The sequence below is a fragment of the Alteromonas macleodii genome, assembly GCF_903772925.1.
Classification (GTDB): Bacteria; Pseudomonadota; Gammaproteobacteria; order Enterobacterales; family Alteromonadaceae; genus Alteromonas; species Alteromonas macleodii_A.
Genome location: NZ_LR812090.1, coordinates 3,628,582 through 3,650,326, shown reverse-complemented (window position 1 = coordinate 3,650,326; position 21,745 = coordinate 3,628,582). Strand labels below are relative to the sequence as shown.

The following is a 21,745-nucleotide window of genomic DNA, read 5'->3' as shown; positions in this document are numbered from 1 at the left end:
TCAATTTGAGAGTGTGTAATGGATAAAACCTTCGAACCGCAGTCCATCGAGCAGCAATGCTATAAGTCATGGGAAGAGGCGGGTTTATTTAAAGCTTCAGGCAGCGGCGACCCATATTGTATTTTGCTTCCGCCGCCGAACGTTACCGGTAGCCTTCACATGGGCCATGGTTTCCAGCAAACCATTATGGATGCCCTAACTCGCTATCACCGCATGAAGGGCGACAACACCCTTTGGCAAGTGGGTACCGACCACGCAGGTATAGCTACCCAAATGGTGGTAGAGCGCAAGCTTAACGCTGAAGGCAAGACGCGCCACGATTTAGGCCGCGAAGACTTCATCAAAAAAGTGTGGGAGTGGAAAGAGCATAGCGGCGGTACTATTACTGGTCAAATGCGCCGTTTAGGTACCTCTCCTGACTGGTCTCGCGAAGTGTTCACCATGGATGAAGACCTGTCTAAAGCCGTAACTGAAGTATTCGTGAAACTTCACGAAGAAGGCCTTATTTACCGCGGTAAGCGTTTGGTTAACTGGGATCCAGTGCTTCACACAGCAGTATCTGATCTTGAAGTACTAAACGAAGAAGAAGACGGCCACATGTGGCACATGCGCTACCCGTTAGCTGACGGTAGCGGTGAGCTAGTGGTTGCGACAACGCGTCCTGAAACCATGCTAGGTGATACAGCGGTTGCGGTTCACCCAGATGACGAGCGTTATCAAAACTTCATTGGCAAAGAAATTAAGCTGCCTATTACTGGCCGTTTAATTCCAGTTATTGCCGATGACTATGTGGATCAAGAGTTTGGTACAGGCTGCGTTAAAATTACGCCTGCTCACGACTTCAACGACTACGATATGGGTAAGCGTCATAACTTGCCTATGATCAACATTCTTACCGACGATGCGAAAATTAATGATGATGCGCCAGAAGCGTATCGCGGTTTAGATCGCTTCGACGCCCGTAAGCAAATTGTTGCTGATTTAGACGCTCAAGGCGCATTGGTTAAGATTGAGCCGCACAAGCTTAAAGTGCCACGTGGCGATAGAACAGGTGCGGTAATTGAACCCTACCTAACTGACCAGTGGTATGTAGCGGTTGAGTCTCTTGCTAAGCCTGCAATTGAAGCGGTTGAAAGCGGCGAAATTCGCTTTGTGCCAGAGAACTGGAACAAGACTTACTACCAGTGGATGCACAACATTCAAGACTGGTGTATTTCACGTCAGCTGTGGTGGGGACACCGCATTCCGGCGTGGTACGACGAAAACGGCAACGTTTTTGTTGGTCGTACCGAAGAAGAAGTGCGTGAAAAGCACGGCCTTGGCAGTGACGTAACACTTTCACAAGACGACGATGTACTAGATACCTGGTTCTCAAGCGCACTATGGCCGTTTGCCACCATGGGCTGGCCAGAAGAAACGCCAGATCTTGAAACCTTCGTACCGTCTTCGGTACTTGTAACTGGCTTTGACATCATCTTCTTCTGGGTTGCCAGAATGATCATGATGACCAAGAAGTTTACTGGTAAGATTCCATTTAAAGACATTTACATTACTGGTCTTATCCGCGATGAGAACGGCGATAAAATGTCAAAGTCGAAGGGCAACGTGCTTGACCCAATCGATTTGATTGACGGTATTGATATTGAGTCGCTAGTCACTAAACGTACAGCTGGCATGATGCAGCCACAGTTGGCTGAAAAGATTGCCAAGCGTACTCGTAAGCAATTCCCTGATGGTATTCAGGCCTACGGTACAGACGCATTGCGCTTTACCTTTGCAGCTATGGCGTCAACCAGCCGCGATATCAACTTTGATATGGCCCGTGTTGAAGGCTACCGCAACTTCTGTAACAAAATTTGGAATGCATCGCGCTTCGTATTGATGAACACAGAAGAACACGATACTGGTCGTGACGGTGGCGAAATGGTACTTAGCATGGCCGATCGCTGGATTTGGGCTAAGTTCCAACAAACCCTAGTTGAGTTTGAAAAGGCCCTTGAAGATTACCGTTTCGATATTGCTGCGCAAACCGTATACGAGTTTACCTGGAACCAGTTCTGTGACTGGTATCTAGAGCTTACTAAGCCAGTGCTTAACAATGACGCCAGCACCGAAGCTGAAAAGCGCGGTACACGTCATACGCTTATTAACGTGCTTGAAAGCTTGCTTCGCTTGTTGCACCCGCTTATGCCATTTATCACCGACACTATTTGGCAGCGCGTTGTGCCGCTAAGTGCGCTTAAGGTGGTAGAGGGCGCAAGCATTATGGTTCAGGCATTCCCTGAAGATGATGCAGCGAAACAAGACGACAAAGTGCTTGCTGATATCGAGTGGGTGAAGAAGTTTATCGTGGGTATTCGTAATATCCGTGGTGAAATGGATATCTCGCCAAACAAACCACTTAATGCGCTACTTAAAAACGTAAGCGACGAAGATGCGCGTCGTCTTGATGCGGCTAAAGCGTTCCTTGATAAGCTTTCTAAGCTTGAAACCGTCACTATTTTGAAAGACGGTGAAGAAGCACCAGCCAGCGCCACAGCGCTTGTGGGTGAGATGGAAATTCTTATCCCAATGGCAGGGCTTATTGATAAAGATGCAGAACTTGCTCGTATTACTAAAGCCATGGAGAAAATCGAGAAAGACGTATCTCGTACTCGTGGCAAGTTGGGTAATGAGAAGTTCGTAAGTAATGCGCCAGAAGCGGTAATTGAAAAAGAACGCGGTAAGTTGGAAGAGGGTGAAAAAGCCCTAGCCAAACTTAAAGAGCAGTTCGAGACCATTAAAGCGCTTTAAGTGCAGCCCCTAAAACGGGATTTATCGATACAAATTAGAAGGGTTACCGAAAGGTAGCCCTTTTTTATTAGCAATCAAACGGAGCGTCTTAATAAATTATCTATGCGGACTGATATTACATGCGGGCTAATACATTAAAGCGCTAACTCACATCAGAACTTAATTTAAATAAATACTGACTGACATTAGGGCTTTGTGCTGTTGCCTTCTACCAAAAGCACGACTAAACATTTACCTCAACCGATTTCGCCCAATAGAACCTAGTCTTGCTTACCCAAGTATTGTCTTAGCATGCCTATCAGGGACTTTTGCTTTATAGGTTTGGTCAAATAGTCGTTCATGCCAGACTTTATAGCGCTTTGCTTGTCTTCTTTCATCGCGTTTGCGGAAAGGCCGATAATGGGTAATGCTGTAAACCCCTTTTCTCGAAGCTGAGTTGTGGCTTCATATCCGTCCATAACTGGCATTTGTACATCCATCAGTACGAGGTCGTATTGAGGCGAGTTTTCTATTTTTTGTACGGCCTGTTTACCATCTTCTGCTATATCAAAGGTTAGCCCAAGGTTAGTAAGCATCTCGCCCGTAACGAGCTGATTTATATTGTTGTCTTCAACCAGCAGCACGTGCCCCTCAAGTGAAGTAATTAGCGATTCGTCTTTAAAGTGCTGACCTTCAAAGCTGGCGTCTTTCGAGATAACCTGATTAACAAAACGTTCGAATTGGGCCGGGGTAAAGGGGTGCATAATTAATGGGCCCTTCCAAAGCGAATCATATTTAGATTGTAAAGCACTGCCTGCGCTTTCCATCACCAAGCCCACAGATTTTCCGCTTTCCAATAAGCTATTTAGCCAGCTAATATTCTTTCTAAAGAAGCTAAACTCATGAACATCGACAATAATGTGGTCTGGGAGCGACAAAACATTTTTAGCTTCATCTAATGGCATGCCCGATATTGTCGAAAGCTGAATTTGGGTGCAATAAGCCTCAGGAAGCAAAGGTGACTCAGTGATGTAAATGCTATTATTTGGTAGCTGAGGCGAGTTCTCTAATACCCCAGGCTGGTTTTTAAAAGCTCGTAAGGGAAGTTCAACTTCAAACGTGCTGCCTTTACCCATGGTCGAGGTCGCATCCAGTCGACCATTCATGAGTTCGGTAAGTTGGCTTACGATAGCAAGCCCTAAGCCCGTACCGCCGTACTTTCTGTTGGTTGAACCGTCAGCTTGGGTAAAAGGTTTGAATATTTTATCAAGCTGCGCTGGACTCATTCCAATGCCAGAATCGGTTATTCTCATGGAAAGATTAAGCAGGTTACCTTTTTCATTTAAACTACCGTCAAATTCAATTTCTATGCGGCCTTGTTCGGTGAATTTTACGGCGTTGTTGCCAATGTTCATGATAATTTGAGCTATACGAAGAGGGTCGCCAATGACCTGAGGCGGTATTTTGGGGTTTACCGTAAAATGAACCGACAGGTTCTTCTCTTTTGCTCGTAACGCAATTACCGCAATCAAGTTGTCAAATAGCGAGTGTAGTGAAAAGCTCACTTCTTCTATTTTAAGCTTACCTGCTTCAATTTTAGAGAAGTCGAGGATATCGTTAATTACGCTTAGCAGAATCTGCCCAGAATACGCCGCTTTGTCTAAGTAACCTCTAACCGTAGAAGAAAGTTCTTGCTGCTGTGCTAGTTCTATTAATCCGATAATGCCATTCATAGGCGTGCGTATTTCGTGGCTCATATTGGCCAGAAACATACTTTTCGATGCGGTAGCTTGTTCGGCTTTAACTTTAGATTCAGTGATAACTTTATTTAAGTCTTCCAACTGAGAGTTCATGGTTCGCGCTTCATTAAGCAGTTTTTCTGTCTCACGGTTTTTATCGCTAAACACAAGAGCGGCTTTCGCTAGCTTGCCAATTTCATCTTTCCGATTACTGCCTGGAATATTAGAGATTTGTATGCCTTGAGCGAGCTTGTTGAAAACTTCCGTGATAGAGCGGATAGGGCCAAGAATACGCAAGGTAGAAAACAATGCCGCCGACAAAGCAAGTAAAATGGCAAACAGAGAAAAGAGCTCACCATTGCGTTGTGTACTTTCTGCTATTTGGTAAGTGCGCTGCGTTATAACTTCAGAGTCGGTACTTACCTTTTTCGCCAGTTCTCCACTTAAATAGAGAAATTCGTTTGCAGAGCCTGCCATCACAACATTAACCAGAAAAAGGTTGCCTTGTGTTATTTGCGTCAGCTTAAAGAAGTCGTTTTTAATCCTATCTATGATGCGTTCAATACGCTGTTGCAATTTAGGGGGAGCAGAGGATGGTAAGCGTTTCAAAGCGTCTATGGCATCATTAAAAGACTGGATGAATTTCATATCAGGCTTCATCAAGTATTTCAGCATTGCATTTTCTGTACGTATAAGAATGACCTTGGCATCGTCTACGAAAGCAGCAGAAAGCTGCCCTTGTGCTAAAGCCTTATCAAGCTCACTTCCTAGCAACGTTATGTCAGACATTGTGCCCTGATCGATAAGGTTGTCTCTTTCTGAGCGAGCCTCAACAACTTGAGAGAAGTTTTCCTGGTAAGCGTGTAAATGCTCTCTCATTCTATCGAGGATTTGATTGCTGTCATCTTTTGAATCAGCAAGCTCATTTACCGCCGCTAGTTTATCTAGCTTACCGTTTATCGTAACCATTAGGCGGCTAAAGCGAGTTATGGCAGACTTACTTGCATTCTCCTTAAAAATTAGGACATTGCGCTGAAGGTCGACAACGTCGCGCTCAAGTTCTTTAACTGTACTAACATCAATGACGGCTTTCGCAGCAGATGCAACGCCTTCGTTCAAAACCTCTTGGTTTTTTCGCGCTACAAAACCTTGGGCAAGGATCAGTGCGATTAGCGCAACTAACACTGTTATAAGCTGTATCCGTATTGACGATAACATATAAGCCTAAAGAACCTTCTTCCATTTAAGATGTGGTATTACACTGTTTTATGCGGTGATAAATTCGTACCACTTTTGTAAGCTATATTCATAGCTTGACATAACCGTATTCCAAACTGCAACGTTACTAAAGCGCTCTTCATAACTACCGCCGGTTCGCTGTGCGCCTTGTTGTACACTCACCTTGCCATCTGGGCCTTTTAGCGGAGTGGAGGCAACTTTACCCTTATACCAATAGTCCCATTCGGCCTGCGATAAATAATCGGCAGAACGCTTAGGGTTTGAAATGTAATAGCCCTGTCTTGCTATAAATGCGCCAGGCCAGCCTGAAAGCCACCAGTTCATATATTCGTAAGCTACATCTTTTATTCTTCCTTGAGTAGCAGAAGAAAGGCACATTACGCCGTGCCATCCTCTATAACCTTCCTTGGGGGCTGCAAATGTGACGGGAATATTTTGGCCGTTTAGTGCTGAGACCGCAGGGGAGAACATACTTTCAATGGTAACTCGACCGCTTTTCATAAATTCGACAGACTCGGGAACCGATGTCCAAAACCCGTTAAAATGATTCAACTGGGTTAATTCAATGAGCAGGTTGAACAAGTCGTCTAGCTCGTATTCGGTGATGGCACCAATATCTTTAAAAGTAATGAACCCTTTTGCTTGTGCTGCTAACGCTAAATCGAATAGTCCGATTGTGGGGTCGTTCACAATACCTACTTTTCCAGAAAAATGACGATCTAACAGCCATCCCCAACTTTCTTCCTGCCCTTGCAGTTCAGCCGGTAGCTTTGAGGTGTCGTAACCAAAGGAGTCTACATTGTGTACATAGGGTAAAAAGCTGATGGTATCGGTGTGCTGTTCGCCTAAAGAGCCATCGCCCTGTACATTGAGAATTTTGTGGGGTGCATCACCCGCGCCCATGCGCGCATTCTCAGTGAGCTTACCGGTTTTACTTAAATTGTTTATTTCATCCCAATATTGAAGGCGCGTTTTCTGTATAGGTTGGATAGCTTTTGCTCGCCACAGAACGTTAATGCTATTTGACCATTGCTCGTATAAATCAAAAGAATGGGGCGCCATTGAGGCTTTTTGTAAAACAGTTGCGCTACCGCCGGGTTCAAACACAATATTGATACCTAAGTCTTCAATAGCCCGCTGCCGAATAGCTTCTTGTAAAGTCACGTGGGTTCCCATAACACGAAGCGTTGGCTTAGCTTTACCTATAGCGAAAGGTGTCACGCCCGCTGTTAATCCAAACGCTAGTCCGCCTTTTAGTAAAGTTCGGCGTGATGCAGAAGAAACATTTTTTTTTGAAGGCTTAATAGACATTGTGAAATTCCGTGTAAAGGGATGTCCTCGTTACATTCTGGCACTTATTTCATAGTGTTACCAAAAAAAATGTTAGAAGATTGTTGAAAAGGTGGTGGTGGAAGTTGAAGAAACTCAACCGTCGAAGAATGACGATTAATAAGGTTCACTAATAGGCCATTGTGTTAAGCAACTCAAGCATGTTTAAAGTAAACGGCTGGCGTTTTTATAAAGTCGGTTAAAGCGCCTCCCGCGACTCATCGTCTAATGGCTCTTGAGCTGAAATTGCTGAAATTTTTGCACCTTTCTGAATGCACTCCACTGTATTTCGCCCATTGTTCTTGGCCTTGTAAAGCGCTTTGTCGGCATAGGTGAGAAGCTGTTTAGCGCTTTTGTGCTGAAGATCCTTCGATTGTACTGCACCAATGCTTACCGTAATTTTATGCCCTTTTAAAAGCGGCTGGGTTTCATGTAATCTGCTCACCTTCAATCTTAGCCTATCCAGAATTTGGTGCGGCGAGACTTGGCTTAGAAGCACAATACAAAAAGCAAATTCTTCCCCTCCAATTCTGCCTATTGCGTCTTCGGCTCGAAAGAATCTCTGCATTGTTTGCGCAACGATAGTCAGCACTTCATCGCCAAACCCATGGCCAAGGTTGTCGTTTATTGATTTAAAGTGATCAACATCTGCAATTCCTACCAGAACTTCATGGTTGTTGCGTTTGGCAAACATTAAAGATTTAGAGAACGCATCAATAAACGCTCGCCTGTTGGGGATATTGGTTAAGGCGTCAAAATATGCCAGCTTTTCTAATTTCAGGTTTGCATCTCGCAGCTCACTTGTACGTTCGTGAACCAAGTTTTCTAAATCTTGTTTTATTCTTTTTAGCTCTGAATTTCTTTTATCCAGCTGTTCAGACTGAAACTTCATCTCACTTACATTGCGCTGAACCGCAGCAAAGTGCGTAACTTCACCAAAATCGTTGGTTAGAGGGAATATATTCATTTGTACCCAGAACGGTGTACCGGTTTTCGTATAGTTCAGCAGTGTCTCAGTACACGGAATTTGTTCAACAAGGGCTTGGCGGATGCGATCTGTGGAGGCTTTGTCTGTTAGGGTTCCTTGGAAAATCCTGGGTGTTTCGCCAATTAGCTCTTCGAGGTCATACTCAGTATGCTTACAGAGGGCTTCATTGGCGTAAATTATTTTAGGTGAGAGTGGGGCATTGATGTTTTTGGCTTCTGTCACCAAGATCATGTCTTGTGAATTCTGCACAATGTCTCTATGGGAAAAGTCGTTTATTTTCGCTGTGATGTTTGTAAAGTAAACGACTGCAAAGGGCGGTGTAATTCCGTTCCCGCTAACTTTATCTGGGTAGGCATTAACACTAAACCAAGCGGTTTTTTCTGTTGTTTTGTCAATAATGCCCAAAATTTGATTAGTTACAGATTTGCCTGTCGATAGTACTCGAACTACAGGTAATTCATCGTAGGAAAGCCGCCGGTTTTGTCTATCTATGAACTCCCATGTCTCTGCATCTAAGCTTTTGTCCTTAAGCTCTCCAAGACTTAATTTAAGCATCAACAACGCAGCGGGGTTGGCGTACTCTACCGCGCCAGAAGCATTGTGAATAACCACACCAATTTCTGTGTTTTCTAATAGATTGAACAAGTTAACATTGTTGAAGCTCATTGCACTACACCACTTGAAAGCGTCAGTATGTACTGTTTTTCCCTGTACATTGGCGAATCAACGTTAATTAGAAAGAAGAGTTAACCTATATATTAGACTTTAGTTTAAAAAATAGCCAAAAGCTGTGTTTAAAACAGCTTTTGGCAAAGATAAATTTAGAAGGAAAATTAATGGTGAGAGAATTTGCTGAGGCGTCTTGTAACTACAATGCCCCCTAGTAAAAACAATGGAAGTAGCGACCAGGTACCGCCATGCTCTTCTACGATAACCACCGTATCTTCTACAACGTACTCATTGTTCTCACTTTCAAGAGGAAGATAGGCAAGTGCGCTGTCGTCATAAGCATCGGTAAATGCCACTAGCTCTTCTGTATCTGCATCGTAAAGTTCTAGCAGTATGTCGTATTCGCCAGGAGGAAAGCCAGTTACTAATGAACTTTCGATGGTAAATGTATCGGTTGAATCTTCTGAATAAATATAAAATTCAGACGACACGTGAATTGCATCGTAGAGACCGTCTTTACCTAAATACAATACTGCGTAAACAGGTGCTCGTGTGAAAATCGTGTCGGCGTCAAACTCAATAGAGAATGTAGAGTGATATCCATCGTAGTCAATGTCTTGTAGGAGCGTTACCCAACTTTCATAAATCCAGAATTCATTAACGCTGCTAACCACTATGTCGCTTGATGATTTGTTTACACCAAGATGTTGTTGATGCTTATTAGTCTGGCTGAGCGTGCTTTGTTGTGCGTTGGCCTTATCTATAGTTTGCTCGACAATACTGTCATTGGTCAGCCCACTTGTGGTTTTCGGCTGTAGTGATTCAGTGGCTACAAATGGTTTGTCGTAGCGGAATTCAGTTGAGTTAACCTGTTTTTCTTCTGAACTACTATCAGTATTCGCATGCACAGGTGACAAAAACGCAAGCTGTAATGCGGCGATAGCAGAATACGCTGTAAGTGCTGATACTAAGTTTTTCATCTGTCCATCCTTTTCCAATCGATAATGACAGAGTCATTGTTGTCGAAAAAAGATGAACAAAAGCTGAAGAGTAACTTAATATCCCTTCAGCTTTATAGGAAAAATTAAGGGTTAGTCGTCGAAGTGATGGTCTTCTTCTTCGTACTCGCCTTCTTCGCGTGGCTCGAAATACGTGCCCCATCCATCGTAGGTCACATCGTGTTTGTCAGCGATTTTTAAAAGGGCGTCTGAATCCGCATTAAGCTTTTCAATGTTTAGCTTTCTTTCTACCACGGCGTCGAAGCAAAAAATGGTTTCGCCGTCATCAAGAATTAGCTCTTCGGCATCAGTTACTTCAAAGCCAGCTTTAAACGCATCAACAGCGGCTTTTTCTAAGACGTCAAAGTCGGTACTGGCGAAATGGTGCTCAATGGTATAGTCGGCATCTGCTTGACTGCCATCTTCTAGAAGGGCATCAATAGTTTCTTGGTTAAACTCGTACCACTCTTCTCTTTCATCGAACTGGGTCATAATAAACACTCGTTAGCAATTTAGGCGCAAGTTTACCTGCTTTTTTCCAGTTCATCGACCTGTGTATTAAGCACATCAAACTTTTGTTTCATTTCATCATTAAAGTGCACCATCCACTCTTTAATTGTGCGTTCTTCGGTAAGTGATTGAGGCGCTGCGATATCAATCAGCACAATCCCGTTGTTCCAGCGGTTCCATTTAACCTTTTCATGCAGGTTGCTCGCTGTAACCATAACCACAGGTTCATTCGTGGTTTTGGCTAAACGAAAAGCGCCTTGCTTAAACGGTAGAATGCCTCTGCCGTAACTTCTGGTACCTTCAGGGAATAACCATACAGACGTTTTCTTTTTAGCTATGCGGTTAGCGGCAATGTCTAAGGTGTTTCGCGCTTTTCCTGAATTTTTTCTATCGATCATGATATTCCCCGACAGCCAATAAATTTGGCCGAAAATAGGGATCCATTTCAAACTCTTTTTTCCAATTGTGACCACGCCAGGAAGCGCAGCCTTACAAATAGTAATAACGTCGAAGCTGTTTTGGTGATTTGCAATGAAAACATAAGGCTCGTTCGTTTTTACAGCGGGGTCTCTTTTTATAATAATTTTAAGGCCCACTATTTTAGCCATAAGTGAATACAAACTACCGGCAGCATGCACGTTGTCCTTATGAAAAGGGCGCACAATACAAATGATCAGCAAAATAATGTTGATTAATAAAAAGGCGATAAATAGTGCCGGTATGCGAAATAAAGCGATCAAAACAACTCCTAGATACAATTGACGCGCGCAGTATAGATGAAGTTTCAGCGTACACTTGTCCGATGAGTTTTTACAATGTTTAGATTTAATCGGGTCATCACTTGTGAAAGTTCCTTCTTTATCACCTTTAGTATGAGGAAATTTTGCCGATACCGAATTACAATAATAGAAAGCTTAATAGAATCTAACTCGGTATTCATTACATGCAGACATTTACTCCAGACGACCTAGAAGAAGATATTCTTGCTGACCTTATGGAGGAAATTAACGAACTCTATGAATCGAGTGAGCAAACATTGATAGAATTAGAGCTTCGGCCGGAAGACAACGAGTTGCAACGAGCCCTGTTTCGTTCAATCCACACTATTAAGGGCGATTTAGGCTTAGTTAATTTCTCTCCGATGATCCCCCTTTTACAGCATGTTGAAGATTTGCTCGATTACTTACGCAAAGGGCAGGTGGCATATACCAGCACTATGAGTGACTTGGTACTTCTTACTATGGACAGAGTAAAAGCCTTTGTCGAGGCTGTAATGGCTGACGGCAAGGCCGAGTATGATGACAACCTTCACAACCAGCTAGTGCTGGCTATCAGTCGTGTTACGCCTGACAATTCTGCTGAACATGAAAAACGTCTTACTGAAGCTGTGTTGTTACTCAACCCTGCGTTAGACATTGTCGCTGACGGCGACGACCCCGAAAACGTGCAAATAAAGCCGCCCACATTAGCCGCGACAGGTATACCTAAAGACATTAGCAGTGAGAAAAAACAAGACATTTTGTTTTTCCGCGATCTTATGCAAACCATTGAGCGTCGTTCTAACTATTGGGTTGGACGAGGTGATCGCATTGCTAAGTTGGCCATGTACATTAACGATGTTGCTGAAAAGCCAATTGACGAAGACCAGCTGGCGGTAGCCAGTTACGTTCATGATTTTGGTATGGCGTTCATGCCGTTAAAGCTGTTGCATAAAGGCGATGAATTAAGTGATATCGAATTCAACCTGATGCGGTCTCACGTATACAAAAGCGCTCGTTTGTTAGAGCATTTAGACCAATGGGACATGGCGCGTAAAATAGTGATGCAGCATCACGAACGTACTGATGGTACTGGATATCCGCTAGGCATAAAAGAAGACGATATCTGTGAAGGCGCTAAGCTGCTTGCAATTGTTGACACTTACGACGCAATGACACATCCAAGGGCGCATAACGAAGACAATGTGCTTTCCAAAAAAGAAGCTGTGATAGAGATTAACCGCAGTGCCAAAGGGCAGTTCAGTATGAAGTGGGTAAGGCTGTTTAATCAGGCTATGACAGCGCTTTTAACTAAAGGGCAGTAAACACTGCCCTTATCTTGCTATGTGGTGTTGGCTGAGAGCCTAATTAAGCTAAAGGCTTCTCAGCTATCTCAACAAGCGAAACAGGTTTAATTCACACCTAATTCCTTTAGCTTACGGGTAAGCGTGTTTCTTCCCCAACCCAAGCGTTTAGCCGCATCTTGCTTGTGGCCGTGTGTGTGCTGGAGTGCTCGCTCAAGCATCACGCGCTCGAAAGTCAGCATAGCGTCGTTAAGGATATTGTGGTGACCATCGCGTAGTTGTTTGTCGGTCCAGCTCGCGAGTAAATCTGGCCAATCACCCGATTCGGCACTCGGTTTTTCAATACCGCTATCGCTGTGAATTTCTGGCGGCAAGTCGCTCGGTAAGACTTCTTGTCCACTTGCCATTACCGTTAGCCAGCGGCATACGTTTTCTAACTGTCTTACGTTACCGGGCCAAGGCAGTTGGGACATAACGCGCTCAGCTTCTTTAGAAATGCTTTTTGCTTCCACATCAAGTTCTTTAGCTGCTCGGCGAAGGAAGTGGCGTGTTAACAACGGAATATCTTCACGACGTTCGTTGAGTGATGGAAGGTGCACACGAATAACGTTCAGGCGGTGAAATAAATCTTCCCTGAACTTTCCTTCAGCAACACGCTGCTCTAGGTTTTGGTGGGTTGCCGCAATAATGCGTACATCAACGCTTACCGACTGATGGCCACCTACGCGATAAAACTGACCATCCGCGAGTACTCGCAAAAGGCGGGTTTGCACATCTAACGGCATATCGCCTATTTCATCTAAGAAAAGTGTACCGCCGTCAGCTTGCTCAAAACGCCCTTGGCGTGCAGCTTGTGCACCGGTAAAGGCGCCTTTTTCATGCCCAAACAGCTCAGACTCAACCAAGTCAGCCGGGATTGCCGCCATGTTAAGCGCAATGAAAGGCTTACTCGCTCTAGGGCTGTGTCTGTGAAGTGCGTGCGCTACCAGCTCTTTACCCGTACCCGATTGGCCGTTAATAAGTACGCTAATCGAAGAACGTGAAAGTCGACCTATAGCACGGAAAACTTCCTGCATAGCAGGCGCTTCACCAATTATCTCGGTTACAACGTCTTCAACTTGTGATTTGGATACCGTCGACTGCTCTCTTGCATGAGCAAGGGCGCGTTGAGTTAAGGTTACTGCTTCGTCAATATCAAAAGGTTTTGGTAAGTATTCAAATGCCCCTTTTTGATAAGCGTTTACCGCACTGTCTAAATCCGAATGCGCCGTCATAATGATAACGGGAAGCAATGGATGGGAAGCGTGTACTTCGTTCAGTAATGTCATGCCGTCCATTTGTGGCATTCTTATATCTGAAATGATGACTTCGGGGGCTTGGCCGCTTTGAAGTTGAAGCAATAAATCTTCGGGGTTTTCAAAACTTAAACAGCTGATATCAGCGGCTTGTAAGGCCTTTTGCAGCACCCAACGAATAGAACTGTCATCATCGACAATCCACACAGACTCATTCGTCATCGTCTGTCTCCTTACGATCTATTGGTAGGTAAATTACGAACTCAGTGTGACCAGGGTAGCTGTCTACATCTATTTTGCCGCCGTGGTGGTTAATAAGGGTTTGCGAAATAGACAAACCCAGCCCAGAGCCATTTTGCTTACTCGTGACCATGGGATAAAAAAGCGTGTCTTTAATTTCAGCGGGAATACCCGGACCGTTATCTATAATTTTTATTTTTGCTACCAGTGCATGACGTTTCGTTTGAATCGTCATCTGGCGCTCTATTCGCGTAACTAGCCTAATCTCTGGGTTAGGGGTTTGGCTCTCGGTTAAAGCTTGAATGCTATTTCTGACTATATTAAGCACAGCCTGCTGAATCATGTCAGGGTCTAATAAAAGCGGCGGTATACTTGGATCATAGTCTCTGACTATGGCTATAGGGTTATCTGAATCAAAACGCATTAGGCTACGTATTTTTTCAAGAGCCTGATGCACATTGCTTTCTTCGAATCGAGGCAGTGAATTAGGGCCTAGCAAACGGTCGACCAAGTTGCGCAGACGATCAGATTGCTCAATGATCATACGCGTAAATTCTTTGTGTTCTTCCGACAGCTCTTTTTCTAAAAGTTGGGCTGCGCCTCTAATGCCACCTAATGGATTTTTTATCTCATGGGCTAAGCCACGTACTAGCTCTCGAGCCGCATAATGCTGTGCATTTTGTAAATTCTCTCGAGAAATCCGTTTTTGTTGGTCAATTTTTTTGACTTCGAACAGCAGTCGAGGGCCATCGTCAAAGTGTAAGTTGGTAACGGTTAAATCTGCAGAAACATAGCGGTTGTCTCTAAACGCTAGCTTAATTTCGTTCTCTGTAAAGTCTTCACCTTTTCTAATCGCCGCTTTTAGTCTGGTAGTTTCTATTGTTCCCGGTAAGAAAAAATCTTGAAGCGGGTGCCCGATAAGTTGCTTTAGCCCGGTCTCGAACAAGGCTTCACCTGCATGGTTGGCGTAAACAATGGTAAGTTTGTTATCTACCATTACCAACGCTGTGTTTAGGCTATTTATAAGCTGTTGTGTTTCTAACTCGGTGGAATGCATCCGAGCTCGTCTCCTTTGCACCATAATTGTGCATTGTAGCTTGCAATGATGCGATACGCGAATAAGAGGCTAAGCAAACATAGCTTACTGAACCTCGGTGGTGCGCTACAGAACAATGGTTGCACGCTATTAGTTATTAATTAACGCCGATGCCTGATGTAGGTAAAGGGTTTGTTCTGGAGACGATGCAAGAGTCTTGCCCGTATTGTTAGTTAACTCAACTTTAAAAGTATGTGCCCCACGATGGATACCTGAGAGTTTAAATACGCCCGAACTATTGCTAGCAAATGGGGCGTTATCGAATATTAAGCGATAGGTAGGCGCTTTGGGTGCACCAGTTTGCGCCGCAGAAATAGTTAGCTCACCTAGATTATTTCGGATTGTTGCTTCTGGTGCAGGGGACTTGATGACTACGCGATAATTTGGTTTGGGCGCACCAGGCTTGAGCGGTGGTGGGGGAGGTACTTTGGCTGCTGTGACTACATTTTGCGTTTTATCATCGAATGCCAGTGGTTCAGCATTTTTTTGCGGCTTATCGGTGAAAGTAATAGAGCCATCTTCTCCTACCACCTTATAGATTGTTGTAGTTGAAGAAGAAAGGGTAGTAGTTGCCTCGGCGTCGCGCTCTGTCTCATTTGCTTGTGTTTCTTGCTGCGAATTATCTTGCTCTAGGCTAAGCATAGCGGCTTGCAGGGGTAAAACCCCATTGCTGCTAATTATAAGCAGTGAAGTTAAGCAGATGTATCGCATCATGTTTTGCACGGTTTGTTACCTAATCATTATATTTGAAAAATGTCAGCATAATACTTTTGTCACGGGAGGCCTGTAGCTACAACTTTTAAGCGGTACTCAAATAAGGCGGCCCTTAGTTTACTGCCCAAGGTAAGCAAACTTATAAGCCACTTTTAGCGCAGACACAAAGACATAGTAGTTAAATTGCAAACATAAAAAAAGCCCGCGAAGCGGGCTTTAGTATATATCGCTATACAGTGTGTTATTACACGCTGTAGTACATGTCAAACTCAACTGGGTGAGTTGTCATGTTAAGCTTAGTAACTTCTTCAGACTTAAGGTCGATGTATGCATCAATCATGTCGTCAGTCATAACGCCACCTGCTTTAAGGAAGTCTCGGTCGTTATCAAGCGCTTCAAGTGCCATTTCAAGCGAGCTTGCAACAGTTGGGATTTCAGCAGCTTCTTCTGCAGGTAGGTCGTATAAGTCTTTATCCATAGCATCGCCAGGATGGATCTTGTTTTTGATACCGTCAAGGCCAGCCATTAGCATTGCAGAGAACGCTAGGTAAGGGTTAGCTGTTGGGTCAGGGAAACGTACTTCAATACGACGCGCTTTATCGCTTGTTACGTGAGGAATACGAATTGATGCAGAACGGTTACGCGCAGAGTATGCAAGCATTACCGGCGCTTCGAATCCAGGAACTAGACGCTTGTAAGAGTTAGTAGAAGCGTTAGCGAAGGCGTTAATTGCACGCGCGTGCTTGATGATACCACCGATGTAGTAAAGTGCTTCTTCAGAAAGACCTGCGTATTTGTCACCTGCGAAGATGTTAACGCCGTCTTTAGAGATAGACTGGTGACAGTGCATACCAGAACCGTTATCGCCAACAAGAGGCTTAGGCATAAAGGTAGCAGTTTGGCCGTATGCATGTGCAACATTATGTACAACATACTTATACACTTGAATTTCATCCGCTTTCTTAACTAGCGTGTTGAATTCACAAGCGATTTCGTTTTGACCCGCTGTCGCTACTTCGTGGTGGTGAGCTTCAATAACAAGGCCCATTTCTTCCATAACCATACACATAGCAGCACGAATGTCGTGAGCAGAATCTACCGGAGGTACTGGGAAGTAGCCGCCTTTAACGCCAGGGCGGTGAGCCATGTTGCCGCCTTCGAATTCTTCACCTGAGTTCCACTTTGCTTCTGAAGAGTCAATCTTGTAGAACGAACCTGCCATATCTGTATGGAAACGCACGTCGTCGAAAAGGAAGAACTCTGGCTCTGGGCCGAAGAAGCATGTGTCGCCGATACCTGTAGATTTCAAGTACTCTTCTGCGCGACGTGCAACAGAACGTGGGTCACGCTCGTAACCTTCCATTGTTGAAGGCTCAACAATGTCACAACGGATGTTTACTTGTGTTTCTTCTGCGAAAGGGTCTACTACGCAGCTGTCTGCGTCTGGAAGAAGAACCATATCTGATTCGTTGATGCCTTTCCAACCAGCAATTGAAGAACCGTCGAACATTTTACCTTCTTCGAAGAATTCTTCATCAACACCACTTGCAGGAATTGATACGTGTTGTTCTTTACCTTTAGTGTCGGTAAAACGTAAATCTACAAACTTCGCTTCACTTTCTTTAATCAGTTCTAATGCCTTATCTACTGACATCGTGTCCTCCAGGTTTAATGTAAAAATGCGGAATGATCAGCTTCACTCCAACAGTGGCAAAAGTGAAAGCGATTATCATGCCATTTACAAGCAAGCCGAATTTTGCGGCATGGACAGGCATCTATCACTTCCATTTGAATAGCAATGCACCAGTAAGGTGCGTTAATGCTCCATAGTGGTGCTTAATTGTTACTTTTATGTCATCTAGCCTAGATCACTTTGTATCACACCACCACTGTATATGTTCAATTCGGTGCAAATGGGATGGTTATTTTTTAAACTGAAGAGGTAATTCTAATAAAAGTGACTTCTTATCAAAAAAAGGTGCGCAAACGTCGTGGTTTTTCTGTACAATCCGCGCAAATTTCTCTATCTGCATTTTTTTGCAACAAATCTAATGCAGACTAATTCGATTCCCGAATTAAGTTGGCATCGATTTACACAGGCTCTATATAAGCATGAATACCACTGATATTAGTAAATTGCGTAACATCGCAATCATCGCCCACGTTGACCACGGTAAAACCACCCTGGTAGACAAACTGTTACAGCAGTCTGGCACCCTTGAATCTCGAGGCGAGCAAGAAGAGCGCGTAATGGACTCGAACGACATCGAGAAAGAACGTGGCATTACCATCCTAGCTAAAAACACAGCGATTAACTGGAATGACTACCGTATCAACATCGTAGATACTCCAGGACACGCTGACTTCGGTGGTGAAGTAGAACGTGTAATGTCAATGGCCGACTCTGTACTTCTACTTGTAGATGCACAGGAAGGTCCAATGCCACAAACGCGTTTCGTAACGCAAAAAGCATTTGCCCAAGGCCTTAAGCCAATTGTTGTTATCAATAAAATCGACAAGCCTGGCGCACGCCCTGATTGGGTAATGGATCAAGTATTCGACCTTTTCGATAACCTAGGCGCAACTGACGAGCAGCTTGATTTCCAAGTTGTTTACGCTTCTGCACTAAATGGCTGGGCATCACACGATGCAGACGAGCCTCAAGAAGACATGAATGCACTATTTGAAACTATCGTTGAGCAAGTTTCTGCACCTGATGCAGACGTAGACGGTCCTTTCCAAATGCAGATTTCTCAGCTTGATTACAACTCATACGTGGGCGTAATTGGTGTAGGTCGTGTTAAGCGCGGTTCAGTTAAGCCAAACCAACAAGTGACAGTTGTTACTGCTGATGGCGAAAAGCGTAACGGTAAAGTTGGTCTGGTTTACGGCTATCTTGGACTTGCACGTCACGAAGTTGAATCTGCACATGCCGGCGACATCATTGCTATCACAGGTCTTGGCGAACTTAAGATCTCTGACACCATTTGTGACCAAAATACAGTTGAAGCGCTTCCTCCACTTACGGTTGATGAGCCTACTGTTACTATGACTTTCCAAGTAAACACGTCTCCGTTTGCGGGTAAAGAAGGTAAATATGTAACGTCACGTAACATCCTAGAGCGTCTTAACGACGAACTAGTGCACAACGTTGCGCTTCGCGTTGAAGAAACTCAAGACCCTGATAAGTTCCGCGTATCAGGTCGTGGTGAACTTCACCTAGGTATTCTTATTGAAAACATGCGTCGTGAAGGGTACGAGCTTGCTGTATCTCGTCCAGAGGTAATTCTTAAAGAAGTTGATGGCGAAACACAAGAACCTTACGAAACACTAACGATTGACTGTGAAGAAGAGCACCAAGGCTCAATCATGGAACAGCTTGGTCTTCGTAAAGCCGAAATGACCGATATGTCTCCAGACGGCAAAGGTCGCGTACGTATCGACTTCATTATTCCAAGCCGTGGCCTAATTGGTTTCCAAACAGACTTTATGACAATGACATCTGGTTCTGGTTTGCTTTACCACACGTTCGATCACTACGGTCCGTACAAGGGCGGTATTATCGGTAAGCGTAAAAACGGTGTACTTATCGCAAACGCAAACGGTAAAGCATTGACTAACGCCCTGTTTAACCTGCAAGAGCGTGGTCGCCTATTTATCGGTCACGGTGTTGAAGTTTACGAAGGTATGGTTATTGGTATTCACAGCCGTGACAATGACCTAACTGTAAACGCACTTAAAGGTAAGCAGCTTACAAACGTTCGTGCCTCTGGTACTGACGAAGCGCAAACCCTAGTTCCACCAATCAAGATGTCACTTGAGCAAGCGCTTGAGTTCATCGATGACGACGAACTAGTAGAAGTAACACCTGAGTCTATCCGTATTCGTAAGAAGCTTCTTACAGAAAACGAACGTAAGCGTGCATCACGCGCACCTAAGTCTTAATATCCTTTAAGACTACATCGATTTTAAAAATGCCAGCTTTTGCTGGCATTTTTTATTTAGTGATTGAACTTTGTTAACCTAATAGTTGCCGCCAGCCTTCCCTATTTTTTGTAGGTTTAAAGTTTTCCTTTCGAACTCTCCAACTTAGTTATTTAACTGTAATGGTTAAACACCCAAAAGCTTAAATATCGACCAAAGGTTAGTGGTCAAACATACTTATAACTTCTATGCTTAAGAAAGAAAAAGTTTACGCATTAACACGTAAGCTAAGTCGCTGTAATATAAACGACTAATGACCTAACTAAAGGGGAAGGGTAGTGTTTTCTGTAGCCGTTGTTGAAGATGATCCTATTACGCTAGACCTTATTACTGATGCGTTAGAGACGCAGTTAGACGCCACTGTTTTTCCATTTACGCGTAGTAAATTTGCGAGAGACTTCTTGCTACAACAAACTTCCGACACCATAAGCTTGATCATAAGTGACCAAGTAATGCCGGATTATGACGGGCTTAGCCTTTTAAAAACTTGTCAGTCATCTGGTTTAAACGTCCCTTTTTTGCTTATTACTGCCGACCCTAACAAAGAGCTCGTTATTGAAGCACGTAAGCTACAAGTATCAGGCTTTTTAGCTAAACCTCTGAATATGGAAGAGCTGGTTCAAAAGTCGAAAGAAGCAGTCACACAAGCAAGTTAGCCTTAAAGCTTGTCTTACATGTTACGGTTTTATTGACGCCACTTGGTAACGGACACCTGATAACGAAAGTAAGCAGGCTTTCACCGCAACAAGGTATAAAATGGAAAAGTCCATCTTGCCACAGCTTGTTTAACGCCTTAACTTTACCTCTATAAAAGTACATTTCGATATAGCAAATCTGAGTTAATTCATCTTAAGCCCCTAGTTTATGAGGCGCTAAAATTCTACACTGATGCTATAAGTTTTTGAGCAACAGGATGTAATGTGAGCGCCTTATTCGATAATACCCCTTCTAGAAAAGATACGTTTTCGTTCAAATGGCAAAAGTACAAAGGAAAAGACATCATTCCAGCTTGGGTGGCTGATACCGAGTTTCGTTGTGCTCAGCCAATTTTAGATGCCATCTCTGGTCAAGTTGAGCATGGCAACATGGGTTACATACTGCCTGCCCATCATAACGGTGCTATTCAGGCTGTAGTGAGATGGCTTAAAGATAAGCACAATTGGGAAATCCAGCCCGAGTGGTTAGTGTGGACACCAGGCGTTGTACCTGCGTTCAACGTAGCATGCAAAGCGTATTGTGAACCCGGCGATAAAGTGCTTATTCAATCGCCAAATTATCCGCCACTGCTGGCAGCACCAAAGCTTAACGGCCTAGAGCGAGTAGATATAGGTACTGTTGTTGAAAGCGCGAACGGTGAACGTTTAGATAGTATCAGTGAAGTCGATGGAGCGCGCTATACACTGGACTTTGACGCGTTAGAAAAAGAAGCTGCGGATCCTAAGTGCAAGCTGTTTATTCTTTGTAACCCAATGAACCCTGTAGGTTCGGTACTTTCTAAAGCGGAGCTGGACCGTATTGCTGAAATTTGTAATGCGAACAATGTTAAGCTTTGCTCTGATGAAATACACTGTGACCTTATTTTAGAAGACGGGAAGCAGCATATCCCAGCAGGTCGCGAGGCTAATCTTGCTGAAAATAGCGTAACGCTTATGGCTGCCAGCAAAACATTTAATATTGCGGGTTTAGGTACGTCTTTTGCCATTATTCCTAATCGCCAACTACGTCAGGCGTTTACTAATGCCGCAGCAGGCATAGTGCCGTGGGTAACCGTACTAGGCTTAGCGGCAACAGAAGCTGCATTCACTCAGTGTGACGATTGGCATCAGCAGCAGCTTAGCTACTTACGTGAAAACAGAGACATGGTGTTTAACACCATCAACAGTATTGACGGGCTTAAAATGCTAAAAGCCGATGCAACGTTTCTAGCATGGGTAGATGCCAGTGGACTAGGCGTAGAAAACGTTCAACAGTGGGCGGAAGAGAAGGGCGTTGGTCCATCTCCGGGTATTGATTTCCACAAAGCAGATCATTTCAGAATCAACTTTGGCTGCAGCAAATCTATGCTTCAAGACATACTTCAACGCCTCGCCAGCTAAAAAACTGTGGGGTC

At 44.1% G+C, this 21,745-nt stretch carries 15 protein-coding genes; 5 read left to right on the top strand and 10 right to left on the bottom strand.

Translation table 11 applies throughout. The features are described from left to right. Positions 1 to 18 precede the first annotated feature (18 nt). On the top strand, positions 19 to 2,793 hold the full coding sequence (locus PCAR9_RS15690; RefSeq protein WP_179984421.1) for a valine--tRNA ligase: 2,775 nt from the start codon (positions 19 to 21) through the stop codon (positions 2,791 to 2,793). 260 nt (positions 2,794 to 3,053) lie between these two features. Here PCAR9_RS15690 and PCAR9_RS15685 read toward each other — a convergent pair whose 3' ends face one another. From PCAR9_RS15685 to PCAR9_RS15660, 6 genes are all read right to left on the bottom strand, one after another. Continuing rightward, positions 3,054 to 5,729, bottom strand: a complete 2,676-nt coding sequence (locus tag PCAR9_RS15685; protein WP_179984420.1) for a hybrid sensor histidine kinase/response regulator — start codon at positions 5,727 to 5,729, stop codon at positions 3,054 to 3,056. Between the two features lie 48 nt (positions 5,730 to 5,777). Next, the gene (locus PCAR9_RS15680) at positions 5,778 to 7,061 is read right to left on the bottom strand and encodes an ABC transporter substrate-binding protein (protein WP_179984419.1); all 1,284 of its coding nucleotides are present in this window, start codon (positions 7,059 to 7,061) and stop codon (positions 5,778 to 5,780) included. A gap of 217 nt (positions 7,062 to 7,278) precedes the next feature. Beyond that, complete coding sequence (locus tag PCAR9_RS15675; RefSeq protein ID WP_179984418.1) at positions 7,279 to 8,733, bottom strand: sensor domain-containing diguanylate cyclase; 1,455 nt, start codon at positions 8,731 to 8,733, stop codon at positions 7,279 to 7,281. Between the two features lie 167 nt (positions 8,734 to 8,900). After that, on the bottom strand, positions 8,901 to 9,716 hold the full coding sequence (locus tag PCAR9_RS15670; RefSeq protein ID WP_179984417.1) for a choice-of-anchor H family protein: 816 nt from the start codon (positions 9,714 to 9,716) through the stop codon (positions 8,901 to 8,903). A gap of 111 nt (positions 9,717 to 9,827) precedes the next feature. Then, on the bottom strand, positions 9,828 to 10,226 hold the full coding sequence (rraB, locus tag PCAR9_RS15665) for a ribonuclease E inhibitor RraB (RefSeq protein WP_118492491.1): 399 nt from the start codon (positions 10,224 to 10,226) through the stop codon (positions 9,828 to 9,830). 32 nt (positions 10,227 to 10,258) lie between these two features. Next, the gene (locus tag PCAR9_RS15660) at positions 10,259 to 10,984 is read right to left on the bottom strand and encodes a 1-acylglycerol-3-phosphate O-acyltransferase (protein WP_179984416.1); all 726 of its coding nucleotides are present in this window, start codon (positions 10,982 to 10,984) and stop codon (positions 10,259 to 10,261) included. Between the two features lie 203 nt (positions 10,985 to 11,187). Between PCAR9_RS15660 and PCAR9_RS15655 the strand changes: the two genes are divergently transcribed. Beyond that, positions 11,188 to 12,327 carry an HD-GYP domain-containing protein gene (locus PCAR9_RS15655; RefSeq protein ID WP_179984415.1) on the top strand — a complete coding sequence of 380 codons (1,140 nt, stop codon included), beginning with the start codon at positions 11,188 to 11,190 and terminating at the stop codon, positions 12,325 to 12,327. 86 nt (positions 12,328 to 12,413) lie between these two features. On the opposite strand, the gene glnG is transcribed toward PCAR9_RS15655, so the two are convergent. The 4 genes from glnG to glnA form a co-directional block, all read right to left on the bottom strand. After that, a complete protein-coding gene (gene glnG, locus PCAR9_RS15650) occupies positions 12,414 to 13,823 on the bottom strand; it encodes a nitrogen regulation protein NR(I) (protein WP_179984414.1) in 1,410 nt (469 codons plus the stop codon). Continuing rightward, positions 13,813 to 14,898: a nitrogen regulation protein NR(II) gene (glnL, locus tag PCAR9_RS15645; protein ID WP_179984413.1), complete on the bottom strand. Its 1,086-nt coding sequence runs from the start codon at positions 14,896 to 14,898 to the stop codon at positions 13,813 to 13,815. The genes glnG and glnL overlap by 11 nt, the downstream gene beginning before the upstream one ends. Positions 14,899 to 15,027: 129 nt before the next feature. Next, positions 15,028 to 15,651: a DUF4124 domain-containing protein gene (locus PCAR9_RS15640; protein WP_232091296.1), complete on the bottom strand. Its 624-nt coding sequence runs from the start codon at positions 15,649 to 15,651 to the stop codon at positions 15,028 to 15,030. A gap of 244 nt (positions 15,652 to 15,895) precedes the next feature. Next, the gene (gene glnA, locus PCAR9_RS15635; RefSeq protein WP_179984411.1) at positions 15,896 to 17,305 is read right to left on the bottom strand and encodes a glutamate--ammonia ligase; all 1,410 of its coding nucleotides are present in this window, start codon (positions 17,303 to 17,305) and stop codon (positions 15,896 to 15,898) included. A gap of 458 nt (positions 17,306 to 17,763) precedes the next feature. Between glnA and typA the strand changes: the two genes are divergently transcribed. The 3 genes from typA to PCAR9_RS15620 all read left to right on the top strand — a co-directional run bounded on the left by typA (position 17,764) and on the right by PCAR9_RS15620 (position 21,731). Then, a complete protein-coding gene (gene typA, locus PCAR9_RS15630; RefSeq protein WP_179984410.1) occupies positions 17,764 to 19,596 on the top strand; it encodes a translational GTPase TypA in 1,833 nt (610 codons plus the stop codon). A 317-nt stretch (positions 19,597 to 19,913) separates the two neighbouring features. Then, entirely contained in the window at positions 19,914 to 20,291 is a 378-nt protein-coding gene (locus PCAR9_RS15625) for a response regulator (protein ID WP_179984409.1), read from the top strand. Between the two features lie 264 nt (positions 20,292 to 20,555). After that, positions 20,556 to 21,731, top strand: a complete 1,176-nt coding sequence (locus PCAR9_RS15620; protein ID WP_179984408.1) for a MalY/PatB family protein — start codon at positions 20,556 to 20,558, stop codon at positions 21,729 to 21,731. Positions 21,732 to 21,745: the final 14 nt, after the last annotated feature.